This is a genomic window from Kineococcus indalonis, assembly GCF_009906395.1.
GTDB classification, from domain to species: Bacteria; Actinomycetota; Actinomycetes; order Actinomycetales; family Kineococcaceae; genus Kineococcus; species Kineococcus indalonis.
In genome coordinates, this window is the sequence record NZ_JAAALM010000045.1 from 1 (window position 1) to 14,056 (window position 14,056).

Consider the following 14,056-nt stretch of genomic DNA (forward strand, 5'->3'; position numbering starts at 1 on the left):
GGGTCCAGGGGGTGCGGGCCACGGGGGCGGCCGGGGTCACAGGAACGGCAGGTACAGCACGACGCACAGCACGAGCGCGACCGCGCCGAGCAGGGCGGGGGAGCGGTACCAGGCGGTGTCGCCGACGACGTGGTCGCCGCTGAGGTCGATGGTGCCCACGCCCTGCACGAGGCCGCCGAGCTCGGAGTCCGGCTTGGGCCGGGTGAACGCCGAGACCAGCACGGCGACCACCACCACGGACACGAAGCTCCAGATGGAGCCCCACATCGTCTCGGCCAGGTCGGAGTTGAAGCGCAGCACGTCGGAGGTGTAGAGCACGTAGATCGTCACCGGGACGGCGAGCCCGACGAGGTAGGAGACCAGCCCGGCCTTGGGCGTCATGCGCTTGAAGAGCAGGCCGAGCAGGAAGACCGCGAAGACGGGCGCGTTGAAGAACGAGAACAGCGCCTGCATGTAGTTCATGATGTTGCTGAACCCGGCGGCGATGAACGCGGTGGCGACGCCCACCAGGACCCCGACGACGGTGACGGCCCGGCCGACCTTGAGGTAGTAGGTGTCGGGCATGCCCGGCTTCACGTAGTCCTGCCACAGGTCGTAGGTGAAGACCGTGTTGAAGCTGGAGACGTTGGCGGCCATGCCGGCCATGAACGCGGCGAGCAGGCCGGTGACGGCCACGCCGAGCACGCCGGAGGGCAGGTACTCGTTGATGAGCGCGGGGATCGCGTCGTTGTAGGTGGGCCCGCCGGCGGAGCCCAGGCCCTGCACGGTGACCACGGCGATCATGCCGGGCACGATGATGACGAACGGGATGAACAGCTTGGGGAACGCCGCGATGAGCGGGGTGCGCCGGGCGGCGGACATGTTGCGCGCGGACAGCGCGCGCTGCACCTCGGCGAAGTTGGTGGTCCAGTAGCCGAAGCTGACGACGAAACCCAGGCCGAGCACCAGGCCCAGCCAGTCGGCGCCGATGGGGTTGGTGACGTCCCCGATGCCGGTGCCGGCCCAGGTGTGCAGGTGACCCTCGCCGACGCCGGCGGTGACCTTCTCCTTCAGCCCGTCCCAGCCGCCGACGGCCTTCAGGCCCACGACGGTCAGCGGCACCAGGCCGGCGGCGATGACGAAGAACTGCAGGACCTCGGTGTAGATGGCGCTGGAGAGGCCGCCGAGGGTGATGTAGGCCAGGACGAACACGGCCGAGACCAGGACGGCGAACCAGGACGGCCAGCCCAGCAGCGCCTCGATGACCAGCGACATCGCGTACAGGTTGATCCCGGCGATGAGCAGGCTGGAGACGGAGAAGGCGATCGCGTTGGCGACGTGGGCGCCGGGGCCGAAGCGGCGGCGCATGTACTCCGGGACGCTGCGGACCTTGGCGCCGTAGTAGAACGGCATCATCACCAGGCCCAGGAACACCATGGCCGGCACGGCGCCGATCCAGTAGTAGTGCATGGTGGCGATGCCGTACTGGGCGCCGTTGGCGGCCATGCCGAGGATCTCGGTGGCGCCGAGGTTGGCCGAGACGAACGCCAGGCCGGTCATCCACGCGGGCATGGAGCGCCCGGAGAGCAGGAAGTCCAGGCTGGTGCGGACCTGGCGGCGGGCGATGAGCCCGATGCCCAGGACGACGGCGAAGTAGAACAGGAGCAGGCCGTAGTCGACGGCCCCCATGTCGAGCCGGAGATCGGCAGCGGTGCGCATGCGACGTCCTCGTGGTGGTTCGGAACGGCCCACGGCTGCGCAGGCCGCCGGTTACCTCATCACACTTCTTTCCCGGACCGGGAACCGGGGTCGCCCGGGTGGCCCCTGCGGGCACCCTGCGTGCCCGCCCCGGGACGAGGGGTGCCGCGGTGCTGCGCAGGCCGGTCCGCTCAGCCGCGCGGGGGGGCCGTGGTCCCGCGCTGCACGACCGGCGAGGACAGCAGCCGCACCTCCGAGGTGGTGCTGCCGGCGATGCGCTCGGCGAGCATCTCCACGGCCACGCGCCCGACCTCGGCCACGGGCACCTCGATGGCGTCCACCGGGCGCAGCTCCCGCGCGGCCGGGTCGGCGGCGCCCACGCTGAGCAGCGAGAGGTCCTCGGGCAGCCGGGTGCCCTCGGCGGCCAGCGCGTCGAGCAGGTGCGGCAGCGCCGCCTCGTGGTGCACCACCAGGGCGGTGGGCTGCGGCAGGGCCGCGCGCAGGGCGGCCAGGCAGGCCCGCGCGGAGGCCGGGGACGGGTCGCACGGCTCGGTGGCGACCTGCGCGCCCGCCCGCGCCGCCGCCTCCACGAACGCCGAGCGCAGCCGGTCCACGTACCCGGCGCGGTGCACCGAGGAGGCGCTGGCGCTGACCAGGCCGATGCGCCGGTGGCCCAGCCGCGCCAGGTGGTCCACCGCGGTGCGCGCCGCGCGGGCGAAGTCGAAGTCCACGCAGGACAGCCCGCGGCTGTCGCGGGGCAGGCCGATGAGCACCGAGGGGCGCCCCAGCCGGGCCAGCAGCGCGGTGCGGGGGTCCTCGGCCTCGATGTCCATGACGACCAGGCCGTCGACGAGGGAGGCGGAGGTGACCCGCTCCAGGGCGCCGGTGTCCTCGGAGGTCAGCAGCAGCACGTCGTCGTCGTGGCGGCGCGCGGTGGTGGTCACCGAGCGCACGAACTGCATGACGATGCTCACGTCGGCGTCCTCGTGCAGCGGGGCGACCAGGCCGATCACGTGGGCCCGGCTGGAGGCCAGGGCGCGCGCGCCGGCGTGCGGGCGGTACCCGAGGCGGTCCACGGCGTCCAGGACGCGCGCCCGGGTGGCGGGGGAGATCGCCCGCTTGCCGCTGAGCACGTAGGAGACCGTGCTCGGCGAGACCCCGGCCGCCTGCGCGACGTCCGTGATGGTCGCCATCCCCGCCCCTCCCGTGCCCACCGTCGTGCCCAGCGTCGTGCCCGCCGTCGTGGGCGCCCCGGGCATCATGGCCGACCCCCGCCGCGGTGCGCGGCGCATCGGCCCCGATCGCGTCGAAGCGGTTCGCTCGGGTGATCGACCCGAGGCTGCCGTCCCGAGGTCTCCGCCTTCCTGCGACCGGCGCTCTCCCGCGCTGGTCCGGGGGAGAGCCTTGACAGCGGGCGCGGTGCGCGTCGAAGCTTTCGAACCACGGCGTCGAAGCGCTTCACCACATCGGCGCCGATCCGCTCGAGACACCACGTCGAAGGAGACGAGATGCAGGTCAGAGCTCTCGCGACCGTCACGGCCGCGGCGCTGGCGCTGTCGCTGGGCGCCTGCTCGTCGGACGGCTCGGGCGACGGCGCGTCCGCCGCCGACGGCCCGATCACCCTGGAGTACTGGGCCTGGGGCACCGCCCAGGACGGCATGGTCGAGGCGTGGAACCGCACCCACCCCGACGTGCAGGTCAGGAAGACCGACGCCGGCGGGTCCACCGACTCCAGCGCCAAGCTGCTCACCGCCACCCGCGCGGAGAACGCCCCCGACGTCGCCGTCGTCCAGTACGACACCCTCCCCGCCATGATCGTCGGCGGGGTCGCCGCCGACATCGGCGAGCACGTGGCCGACGCGGAGGAGCAGTTCAACCCCGGCGTGTGGAGCCAGGTCGAGTTCGACGGCGCCGTCTACGGCGTGCCGCAGGACGTCGGCCCGCAGGCGCTGGTCTACAACCAGGCGCGCTTCACCGAGCTCGGCCTGCCGGTGCCCACCACCTGGGCGGAGTTCGCCGCCGTCGCCGAGCAGGTCGAGCAGAAGGACCCCGCCGCCACGCTGACGACGTTCGCGCCGGCCGAGTTCGGCGGCTTCGCCGCCATGGCGCAGCAGAACGGCGCGCAGTGGTGGACCGTCGACGGCGACGCCTGGACCGTCAGCATCGACGACGAACCCTCCCGCCGGGTCGCGCAGTACTGGGAGGACCTCGTCGACCGCGGCGTGATCGACGCCCAGCCGCTGCTGACCCCGGAGTGGAACGCCCGCCTGGCCGCCGGGGAGGTCCTGTCCTGGCCCTCTGCGCTGTGGGCCAACGGCGTCGTCAACGGCGTGGTCCCCGAGCAGGCCGGGCAGTGGGCCCTGGCCCCGATCCCGCAGTGGGAGGCCGGCCGCTCCGCGGTGTCCTTCCAGGGCGGGTCCGCGGTCGTGGTCACCACCTCCTCCGAGCACCCCGAGGAGGCCGCCGAGTTCGCCGAGTGGATCAACACCTCGAAGGAGGGCTCGGCCGCGCAGATCGAGGCCGGGCAGTACCCCGCCTCGCTCGTCGGGCAGGAGCTCACGCTCTCCAGCGCCCCGCCGGTGCAGTCCCCGCAGCAGGCCGACTACTGGCAGGTCGCCCAGCGCATCGCCTCCGACACCGTGCCCGAGGTGAGCTGGGGTCCCAACGTCAACGTCGCCAGCAGCGCCTTCCAGGACGCCTTCAACGCCGCGGCGACGCGGGGGACCTCGTTCACCGACGCCCTGGCCGCCGTGCAGGAGGCGGTCGTGGCCGACATGGAGAAGTCCGGCTTCACGGTCAGCGCCGGCTGATGGGCACCGCCGGACCCGCGGCCCCCGCCCGCCCGGCGGCCCGCCCGCCCGGGCGGGCCGGGCGGCGCGGCCGCGTCCCGATCGCGCCCTACCTGTTCCTGGCGCCCGGGGTGCTGCTGCTGGTGCTGTTCCTGCTCGTGCCCGTCGGGTACGCCGTGCACCTCAGCCTGCGCGGCCTGCGCGTCAGCGGCGGCGGCCCCTTCGGCCGGCGCGAGGAGGTGTTCGTCGGCCTGGAGAACTACGCCGCCGCGCTGACCAGCGCCGACTTCCTCGGCGGCTTCGGGCGCCTGGCCGTCTACGGCCTCATCGCCGTGCCGCTCACCCTGGGCCTGGCGCTGCTGTTCGCGCTGCTGCTCGACGCGACGACCACGACGGCCAAGCGGTTCTCCCGCACCGCCATCTTCGTGCCGTACGCGGTGCCCGGCGTCATCGCCTCGCTGCTGTGGGGCTTCCTGTACCTGCCCACCACCAGCCCCGTCAGCCACGTCACCGAGGCGCTGGGCCTGGGCGCGGTGCCGTTCCTGTCGGGGGCCCCGCTGTTCGGCTCGGTGGCGAACATCGCGGTCTGGGGCGGCGTGGGCTTCAACATGATCATCATCTACACCTCGCTGCGCTCCATCCCCGCGGAGGTGCAGGAGGCCGCGCGCCTGGACGGCGCCTCCGAGCTGCAGATCGCGCTGCGGGTGAAGGTCCCCCTCGTCGCGCCCGCGCTGGTGCTCACCGGGCTGTTCGCGCTCATCGGCACCCTGCAGGTGTACGGCGAGCCGACGACCCTGGCGCCCATGACGACGTCCATCACGCAGACCTGGGTGCCGCTGATGACCATCTACCGCGACGCGTTCACCCGCGACGACCTGCCGCTGGCCTCGGCCGCCTCCGTCCTGCTGGCCGTGGGCACCCTGGCGGTGTCCGTCGTCCTGCTGCGCGTGGCGCAGCGCCGCGCCTTCGGGAGCGAGTCGTGAGCGCGGCCACCGCCCCCGAGGCCACCCGCGCCGCCACCCCCCGCGCCGCGCGCCGCGGCCCGGCACGCACCACCCGGGTGCTGCCCACCGCGGTGCTGCTGCTGGGCGCCCTGTACTGCCTGGTGCCCGTGGCGTGGGTGCTCGTCGCCTCCACGAAGTCGCGCGGCGAGCTGTTCTCCACGTTCACGTTCGCCCCCGGCACCGGGCTGCTGGAGAACCTCTCGGACCTCTTCGCCTACGGCGACGGGCAGTTCCTGACGTGGTGCGCCAACAGCCTGCTCTACGCCGGCGCCGGCGCGGTCCTGTCCACGCTGGTCTCCACGATGTCCGGCTACGCGCTGGCGAAGTTCCGCTTCCCCGGCCGCGACGCGATCTTCTACGCGGTGCTCGGCGGGGTGCTGCTGCCCGGCATCACGCTGGCGATCCCGCAGTACCTCATCATGTCCGAGCTCGGCCTGGTGGGCAGCCACTGGTCGGTGCTGCTGCCCTCGATCATCTCGCCGTTCGGCATCTACCTCTCGCGCGTGTACGCCGCGGCCGCGGTGCCCGAGGAGGTCGTGGAGGCCGCCCGCATCGACGGGGCGGGGGAGTGGCGCACGTTCACCTCGGTCGCCGTGCCGATGCTCGTGCCCGGCATGGTCACCGTCTTCATGCTGCAGTTCGTGGGCATCTGGAACAACTTCCTGCTGCCGTTCATCATGCTCTCCGACGAGCGCCGCTACCCGCTGACGGTGGGGCTGTACAGCCTGCTGTCGAAGGGTTCCGGCGAGCCGGCGCTGTACTCGCTGGCCATCGTCGGTGCCGCCGTGTCCATCGTGCCGCTCATCGCGCTGGTGCTGTTCCTGCAGCGCTTCTGGCGGCTGGACCTCATCAGTGGAGGGTTGAAGGGATGACGCACGCACCCGGCCGCGGGCTGCCCGCGCGACGGCTGCTCTTCGGGGGCGACTACAACCCCGAGCAGTGGGGCGAGGACGTGTGGAAGGAGGACGTCGTCCTCATGCGCCAGGCCGGGGTGAACGCCGCCACGGTCGGGGTGTTCTCCTGGGCGCTGCTGGAGCCGGAGGAGGGCGTGTACGACTTCGGCTGGCTGGACCGCGTCGTGCAGACCCTGCACGACGGCGGCGTGGGCGTCGTGCTCGCCACCCCCACCGCCTCCCCGCCGCCGTGGTTCACCCGCCGCCACCCCGACGCGCTGCCGGTCGGCCCGGACGGGGTGCGCCTGGTGCACGGCAGCCGCGACACCTACGCCGTCAGCGCCCCGGCGTACCGCGCGGCCAGCCGCGCGATCGCGCAGCGCCTGGCCGAGCGCTACGGCGACCACCCCGCCCTGCTGGCCTGGCACGTGCACAACGAGTACGGCTCCCTGGACTTCGGCGAGCACGCCGCCGCGGCGTTCCGGCGCTGGCTGCAGCGCCGCTACGGCACGCTGGCGGAGCTGAACCGCGCCTGGTACACCGCGTTCTGGTCGCAGCACTACACCTCCTGGGACGACGTGCTGCCCCCGCGCCGCACGCAGTACCTGGCCAACCCCGCGCACGCGCTGGACTTCCGCCGCTTCTCCTCCGACGAGATGCTCGCGGCGTTCCGCGAGCAGCGCGACGCCATCCGCGCGACGGGCTCCAGCGCGCCGGTGACGACGAACTTCATGCTGCCCAGCTGGAACCACCTGGAGCAGTGGAGCTGGGCGCCGGAGCTGGACGTGCTCTCCCTGGACCACTACCTGGACACCGTCGGCCCCGACGGGGAGGCGCACGCCGCCTACGGCGCGGACCTGGTGCGCTCCTGGTCCGGCGGCGGGCCCTGGCTGCTGATGGAGCAGAGCACGACCAGCTCGACGGTCGCCGGCCGCCGCGCCCACAAGGAACCGGACCGGGTCCTGCGCAACTCCCTGTCCTACGTCGCGCGCGGCTCGCAGGGCGCGCTGTTCTTCCAGTGGCGCGCCCCCGCCGCCGGCTCGGAGGCCTGGCACGGCGGGATCGTCCCGCACGCCGGCGCCGACTCGCGCTCCTTCCGCGGCTTCGAGCGGCTGGGGCGGGTGCTGGAGTCCCTCGCGGAGGTCGCCGCCCCGCCGCAGGACGGCCCGCTCGTGGAGGCCGACGTCGCGATCGTGTGGCACGCGGAGGGCTGGTGGGCCACCGAGACCCCCCAGCTGCCCAGCGACGACCTGGACTACTCCGCCGCCGTGCGCGGAGCGCACCGGGTGCTGTGGCAGGAGGGCTTCGCCGTCGACTTCGTCGCCCCCGAGGCGGACCTGTCGCGCTACCGCCTCGTGCTGGTGCCCAGCCTGTTCCCGGTGACGGACCGCGCCGCGGCCGGCCTGCGCCGCTTCGTCGAGGGCGGCGGGCACCTGGCCGTGTGGCCGTTCACCGGCTACGCCGACGAGCACCTGCACGTGGTGCCCGGCGGCTACCCCGGCCGGCTGCGCGAGCTGCTGGGCGTGCGGGTGGAGGAGCTGCACCCCCTGGACGCCTCCGAGCGCGTGGAGCTGACCGGGCCGGGCGGGGCGGGCGGGCCCGGGCGGGCGCTCACCGGGCTCACCTGGAGCGAGCACCTGAGCAGCGAGGGCGCCGAGGTCGTGGCCCGCTACGCCGAGGTCGCCGGCGAGGCCGTGGCCGGCGGCGAGGACGGGGCGGTGCCCGCCGGGGAGGCCGTGGCCGGCGGGCCGGCGATCACCCGCGCAACCGGGTGGGGCGCGGGGTGGCGCACTACGTCTCCACGTTCCTGGACGCGCCCTCGCTGCGCGCCTGGGTGGCCGGGCTGTGCGAGCAGGCCGGCGCCCGCCGGGTCGTGGAGGGCTGCCCGCCGCTGGTGGAGGTGGTGCGCCGGCGCGGCGCCGGCGCCGACCACCTGTTCGTGCTGAACCACTCCCGCGCGGCGGTGCGGGTGCAGGGCCCGGGCGTGGACCTGCTCACCGGCGCTGCGGCCGCGGGCGGGCTGGTGGTCCCGGCGCGCGGCTGCGCGGTCCTGCGCACCACCGAGCGCGACGGCTTCACGGTCGTCGCCGAGGTCGTCGCCGAGGTCGCCGCCGAGGTCGCCGCCGAGCCCGTGGCCGGGCGGGGCGCGCCGGGCTGAGGGCGGTGCGGGCCGGGGTCGCGGGTGCGAGGATGCGGCCCCGGACGCGTCGCGAGGAGGCTGTGCGGTGCAGGGGACGACGGAACTGCTGCTCGGGGTGGACGTCGGCACGGGCAGCAGCAAGGGGGTGCTGGTCACCCTGGACGGGCGGGTGGTGGCGCGGGCCTCGCGCAGCCACCGCACCGACCAGCCCGGCCCCGGCCGGGTCGAGCACGACGCCGACGCGGTGTGGTGGGCCGACCTCACCGCGATCGCCCGCGAGCTGACCGCCCGCGCCGGCGACCCGCACGACCCGGCGGCCGGGCGGGTGGTCGCCGTGTGCGCCAGCGGCATCGGCCCCACCGCCCTGCTCGCCGACGCCGGGGGCGCCCCGCTGCACCCGGCGATCCTCTACGGCGTCGACACCCGCGCGCTGGCCGAGGCCGCCGAGCTGGAGGAGCGCTACGGCACCGAGGACCTGCTGCAGCGCTGCGGCTCGCGCATGTCCTCCCAGGCCGCCGGGGCCAAGCTGCTGTGGCTGCGCCGGCACCGCCCCGAGCTGTTCGCCCGGGCCCGGTACTTCTTCATGGCGAACTCCTACCTGGTGTTCCGCCTGACCGGCGAGCACGTCCTGGACCACCACTCCGCCAGCCAGACCACCCCGCTGTACGACCGGCGCACGGCCTCCTGGATCCCCGAGCGCTGGGAGGAGGTCGCGCCCGGCCTGCCGGCCCCGCGCCTGGTGTGGCCCTCCGAGCGCGTGGGCACCGTCACCGCGCGCGCCGCCGAGAGCACCGGCATCCCCGCCGGCACGCCCGTGGCCGCCGGGACGATCGACGCGTGGGCCGAGGCCGAGAGCGTCGACGTCGGCGCGCCCGGGGACCTGATGGTCATGTACGGCACGACGACGTTCTTCGTCGCCGTCACCGACGGCCCGCGCTCGCACCCGGCGCTGTGGGGCACCGCCGGGGTGCGCCCGGGGCAGTCCACCCTGGCCGCCGGCACCGCCGCCACCGGCGCCGCCGCCGAGTGGTGGCGCGAGGCCGCCGGGCGCCCGGACGTGGCCGACCTCGTCGCCGAGGCGGCCGCGGCACCGCCGGGGGCCAACGGGCTGCTGGCCCTGCCGTACTTCGCGGGCGAGCGCACCCCGTTCGCCGACGCCGACGCCCGCGGCGCCCTGCTGGGGCTGACGCTGCGCAGCACCCGCGGGGAGGTGCACCGCGCGCTGCTGGAGGCCACCGCGTTCAGCGTCCGGCACGACCTGGAGGCGATCGAGTCCGCCGACGTGCCGGTGCGCCGCGTCGTCGGCGTCGGTGGCGGCACCGCCTCGCGGCTGTGGCCGCAGATCGTCAGCGACGCCACCGGACGCGCCCAGGAGCTGCCCGCCGAGCGCATCGGCGCCTCCTACGGCGACGCCAAGCTGGCCGCCGTCGCGCTCGGCGCGCTCGACGTGGACGCCACCTGGAACTCCGTGGGCACCCTCACCGAGCCCGACGAGCGCGCCGGCGCGGTGTACGCCGAGCTGTACCCGGCCTACCGGCGCCTGCACGAGGCGACCGCGGACCTGCAGCACCTGCTCTCGGCGGTGGAGCGGCGCAGCCGGGGCTGAGGCGGTGCGCGCGCGCCCCGGACGGGCCGGCCGGCGGGGCGCGCCGGCCCGCGAGCGAGGTGGTGCTCACCGCCCCTGCTCCAGGGCGGCGAGCACCTGCGCCGCCGTCGTCGTGTCGACGACGAGCTGGTTGAAGCAGCCGCCCCGCGCGCCCGCGACGATGCTGGGCACCTTCACCGCGCCGTGGGCGACCGCGATGCGCGTGGGCACCGCGCGCAGCACGTCCAGCGGCACCGCGACGAGGCGGTCGGCGCCCTCGTAGGCGACCTCGCGCCCGGAGGCGTCGTAGAAGCGGCTGACCACGTCGCCCGCGGCACCGCGCAGCGGCGCCTCGCCGGTGGGCACGAAACCGGGGATGGAGTCGCGCTGCAGCGGTGGCGCGCCGATGCCCATCACGGCGCAGCGCGCCCGCTCCCACAGGTGCACGAAGCGCTGGAAGGAGGGGTCGGCCACCAGGCTGTCGCGCAGGCCGCGCTCGGGGAAGGCGGGGGCGTGCAGGAAGCGGGGCGTGCCGCCGACGCCGGCCGCGACCCGGCGGGCGATCTCGTTCGTCTGGTACCAGGGTTCGGGCTCGTCCTGCCCGCCGACCATGGGGACGACCACCACGCCGGGCAGCGGGGGCAGCTCGCGCCGGGAGAGCTCGTACACGGTGCGCCCGGAGGAGACCAGCAGCACGTCGCCGCGGTGCAGCCCGGCCTCGGCCAGGGCCGTGGCCAGCACCGGCGAGACCGCCTCGGCGACGTGCCCGGGCGAGGTCGCGGTGGCCAGCAGGACCCGCTGCAGGCCCAGGCCCGCGGCCAGGCGGCTGGCGAGGTCGCCGGGGTCGTCGGCGGGCAGCGGGAGCACCTCGATGCGCACCAGGCCCCGCTCGCGCGCCTCGCGCAGCAGCCGGCTCACCGTGGCGCGCGAGGTGCCCAGGCGCTCGGCGATCTGCGCCTGGGTGGCGTCCTGCAGGTAGTACAGGGTGGCGGCGGTGTGCACGAGCGGCAGCGGGAAGCGGCCGTCGGAGCCGGCCGCGGGGGCGCTGGACGAGCTGCGGGCCACACCGGGCCTCCTTCCTGCGGGGCGGAACCGGTGCACACGTGTGCTGGACAAGTGTGCCGCACCCCCCTACCGTCGGGAAGGCCGAGGGACGGGCAGCACGCCCCACCCTCCGCGGCGAGCGCACTCGACGGTCCCACCGGAGACCCGGCGGGGGAGCACTGCGAAGGAGCAGTCATGGCGAGCACGATGAGGGCCGTGGTCGTGCACGGGCCCGAGGACTACCGCCTCGAGGAGGTCCCGGTGCCCGTCGCCGGGCCCGGCGAGGCGCTGCTGAAGGTCGAGGCCGTGGGCATCTGCGCCTCCGACCTGAAGTGCTACCACGGCGCGGCGAAGTTCTGGGGCGACGAGAACCGCCCCGCCTGGACCGAGACGATGGTGATCCCCGGCCACGAGTTCACCGGCCGGATCGTCCAGATCGACGAGGAGGGCACCGAGCGCTGGGGCGTGGCCGAGGGCGACCGCGTGGTCGCCGAGCAGATCGTGCCGTGCTGGAAGTGCCGCTACTGCAACCGCGGCGACTACCACATGTGCCAGCCGCACGACATGTTCGGCTTCAAGCGCCGCACCCCCGGAGCGATGGCGGAGTACCTCGTGCTGCCCGTCGAGGCCCTGGTGCACAAGGCCCCGGCGGACCTGCCGCCGTGGCAGGTCGCCTACGCCGAACCCCTCTCCTGCGCCCTGCACGCCGTGGAGCGCGCCGGCATCCGCTTCGACGACACCGTCGTGATCGCCGGATGCGGCCCCATCGGCCTGGGCATGGTCGCCGGCGCCGCCGCGAGGTTCCCCGGGCGCATCGTCGCGCTCGACGCGCTGCCGCAGAAGCTGGAGCTGGCCCGCAGGTGCGGCGCGGACGTCACCCTGAACATCACCGAGGTCGACGTCGTGCAGGCCGTCAAGGACCTCACCGGCGGCTACGGCGCCGACGTCTACATCGAGGGCACCGGGCACCCCTCGGCCGTCCCGCAGGGGCTGAACCTGCTGCGCAAGCTCGGCACGTTCGTGGAGTACAGCGTGTTCAAGGACCCGGTCAGCGTGGACTGGTCCATCATCAGCGACGACAAGGAGCTCAACGTCCTGGGCGCGCACCTGGGGCAGAACACCTGGCCCGCGGCGCTGCGCCTCATCGAGTCCGGTCGGCTGCCGATGGACGACATCTGCTCGCACCAGCTGCCGCTGGAGGACTTCCAGAAGGGGCTGGACCTGGTCGCCGACTCGGCGAACTCGGTCAAGGTCTCCCTCGTCCCGTGACCGCGCGCCGAGGAGGGCCGTCCCGGGCGGGGGCGGGGTCGTGAGCGCTCCCCCGCCCCCGCCCGGGCCCGCCGGCGGCGTCGCCACCGGCGCCCCCGTCGCGGAGGGTCGTCTGGAGCGGCTCGGCGTGCCGCCGATCCTGAAGTGGGGGTTCCTCGCCGTGCTGGTCTTCATGACCGGCAACGGCGTGGAGTCCAACTTCCTCACCCCCCACCTGGTGGAGGTGCTCGGCTCGCCCGAGGCCACCGTCGCCGGCATCATCACGGCCTACAGCCTCTCGGTGCTCGTGGCCAGCTACGTCTCCGGGGCGCTGTCCGACCTGGTCGGTCCGCGCCGCGTCATGGCGCTCGGGTTCGCGGTCTGGGTCGTGTTCGAGGCCCTGTTCCTCATCGGCCTGCAGCTGGACAGCTTCGCGCTGACCGCCGTGGCGTACACGCTGCGCGGTTTCGGTTTCCCGCTGTTCGCGTTCGCGTTCCTGGTGTGGGTCAACCTCGCCACCTCCGTGGAGCGCAACGGTGCCGCCGTCGGCTGGTTCTACGTCGCCTTCACCGGCGGCCTGCCCACCTTGGGCTCGCTGTTCGCCGTCGGTGCCATCCCGGTCCTCGGCGGCGGCACGCGCGGGGAGACGGGTGCGATGGTCGCCTCGACCGCCCTCGTCGTCGCCGGTTTCCTCATCGCCTGGTTCGGGGTGCGGGACCCGCGCGGCGGCCGGCGCATCGCCCCGGCCGGTGAGAGCACCGGGCAGGTGCTCACCTCCGGGCTGCGCCTGACGTTCACCCGGCCGAGGATCGCCATGGGTTTCCTGGTGCGCCTGATCAACACCGCGCCCGAGTTCGGGATGTTCATCGTGCTGCCGGTCGTCATCGCGGACCAGCGCGGCTGGGGCCAGTCCCGCTGGCTGTTCATGACCGTCTGCGTGTACGCGACGAACATCTTCGTCAACGCCGCGTTCGGCGCTCTGGGCGACCGCATCGGCTGGCAGCGCACCGTCAAGTGGTTCGGCATCGTCGGCTCCGCCTGCGGACTGCTGCTGTGGTGGTACGTGCCGCAGCTCGTGCCCGCCGGCAGCGACTGGGGCTACGTGCTGTCCGTCGTCGCCGGCTGCGTGTTCGGGATGCTGCTGGCCGGGTTCGTGCCGATGGGCGCGATCATGCCCGCGCTCGCCCCGGACCACAAGGGCGCCGCGATGGCCATGTACACCACCGCCGCCGGCGGGGCTTCGTTCCTCGGCTCCGGCGTCGTGGCACTGGTCTACGGCGCCGGGGGCGGCGACGTCGCGGTGGTGTGGGCGTTCGTGGCGCTGTACGCCGTCGCGTTCGTGCTCGTGTCCTTCCTGAAGGTCCCGCAGCTGCACCGGGCCCACGGGCGCACCGTCCCCGTCGAGGGCTGACCACCCGACCCGGCCGCCGGCTTGATCGTCAGGAACACCACGGCGCGAGCGGTGTTGCACACCGTGGACGCCGAACCCGAGGACCGGAGGAGAGCACCGTGAGCGAGAGCACCCAGACCCCCCAGTGGCGCGTCGTCGTCGCCGCCGACGAGGCGGGCGTGAGCTACAAGGAGGCCATCAAGGCCGACCTGCTGAAGGACCCGCGCGTGAAGGAGGTCATCGACGTCGGCGTCAACGGCGACGAGGACACCGCCTACCCGCACGT

The 14,056-nt window shown here is 74.3% G+C and carries 12 protein-coding genes; 9 read left to right on the top strand and 3 right to left on the bottom strand.

The annotated features are described in order from the left end of the window. Positions 1 to 36 precede the first annotated feature (36 nt). Both GTR00_RS04235 and GTR00_RS04240 read right to left on the bottom strand, forming a co-directional pair. Positions 37 to 1,698 carry a sodium:solute symporter family protein gene (locus GTR00_RS04235; RefSeq protein ID WP_166610395.1) on the bottom strand — a complete coding sequence of 554 codons (1,662 nt, stop codon included), beginning with the start codon at positions 1,696 to 1,698 and terminating at the stop codon, positions 37 to 39. A gap of 170 nt (positions 1,699 to 1,868) precedes the next feature. Then, a complete protein-coding gene (locus GTR00_RS04240) occupies positions 1,869 to 2,870 on the bottom strand; it encodes a LacI family DNA-binding transcriptional regulator (protein ID WP_166610396.1) in 1,002 nt (333 codons plus the stop codon). 315 nt (positions 2,871 to 3,185) lie between these two features. Between GTR00_RS04240 and GTR00_RS04245 the strand changes: the two genes are divergently transcribed. The 6 genes from GTR00_RS04245 to GTR00_RS04265 all read left to right on the top strand — a co-directional run bounded on the left by GTR00_RS04245 (position 3,186) and on the right by GTR00_RS04265 (position 10,109). Continuing rightward, positions 3,186 to 4,487: an ABC transporter substrate-binding protein gene (locus tag GTR00_RS04245; protein WP_166610397.1), complete on the top strand. Its 1,302-nt coding sequence runs from the start codon at positions 3,186 to 3,188 to the stop codon at positions 4,485 to 4,487. Then, the gene (locus GTR00_RS04250) at positions 4,487 to 5,449 is read left to right on the top strand and encodes a carbohydrate ABC transporter permease (protein WP_166610398.1); all 963 of its coding nucleotides are present in this window, start codon (positions 4,487 to 4,489) and stop codon (positions 5,447 to 5,449) included. Before GTR00_RS04245 ends, GTR00_RS04250 begins: the two co-directional genes overlap by 1 nt. Next, the gene (locus GTR00_RS25535; RefSeq protein WP_166610399.1) at positions 5,446 to 6,342 is read left to right on the top strand and encodes a carbohydrate ABC transporter permease; all 897 of its coding nucleotides are present in this window, start codon (positions 5,446 to 5,448) and stop codon (positions 6,340 to 6,342) included. Before GTR00_RS04250 ends, GTR00_RS25535 begins: the two co-directional genes overlap by 4 nt. After that, a complete protein-coding gene (locus GTR00_RS04260; RefSeq protein WP_205705021.1) occupies positions 6,339 to 8,309 on the top strand; it encodes a beta-galactosidase in 1,971 nt (656 codons plus the stop codon). Before GTR00_RS25535 ends, GTR00_RS04260 begins: the two co-directional genes overlap by 4 nt. After that, complete coding sequence (locus GTR00_RS22845) at positions 8,303 to 8,521, top strand: Beta-galactosidase C-terminal domain (protein WP_323132204.1); 219 nt, start codon at positions 8,303 to 8,305, stop codon at positions 8,519 to 8,521. Before GTR00_RS04260 ends, GTR00_RS22845 begins: the two co-directional genes overlap by 7 nt. A gap of 67 nt (positions 8,522 to 8,588) precedes the next feature. Further along, the gene (locus tag GTR00_RS04265) at positions 8,589 to 10,109 is read left to right on the top strand and encodes an FGGY-family carbohydrate kinase (RefSeq protein ID WP_166610400.1); all 1,521 of its coding nucleotides are present in this window, start codon (positions 8,589 to 8,591) and stop codon (positions 10,107 to 10,109) included. 66 nt (positions 10,110 to 10,175) lie between these two features. On the opposite strand, the gene GTR00_RS04270 is transcribed toward GTR00_RS04265, so the two are convergent. Further along, positions 10,176 to 11,153, bottom strand: a complete 978-nt coding sequence (locus GTR00_RS04270; protein ID WP_166610401.1) for a sugar-binding transcriptional regulator — start codon at positions 11,151 to 11,153, stop codon at positions 10,176 to 10,178. A gap of 174 nt (positions 11,154 to 11,327) precedes the next feature. Here GTR00_RS04270 and GTR00_RS04275 point away from each other — a divergent pair, with 174 nt between their 5' ends. The 3 genes from GTR00_RS04275 to GTR00_RS26255 all read left to right on the top strand — a co-directional run. Next, positions 11,328 to 12,401, top strand: a complete 1,074-nt coding sequence (locus tag GTR00_RS04275; protein ID WP_166610402.1) for a zinc-binding dehydrogenase — start codon at positions 11,328 to 11,330, stop codon at positions 12,399 to 12,401. Between the two features lie 40 nt (positions 12,402 to 12,441). Further along, the gene (locus GTR00_RS04280; RefSeq protein WP_205705024.1) at positions 12,442 to 13,791 is read left to right on the top strand and encodes an MFS transporter; all 1,350 of its coding nucleotides are present in this window, start codon (positions 12,442 to 12,444) and stop codon (positions 13,789 to 13,791) included. 98 nt (positions 13,792 to 13,889) lie between these two features. Continuing rightward, a partial coding sequence (locus GTR00_RS26255) for an RpiB/LacA/LacB family sugar-phosphate isomerase (RefSeq protein ID WP_166610403.1) occupies positions 13,890 to 14,056 on the top strand: 167 nt, incomplete at its 3' end.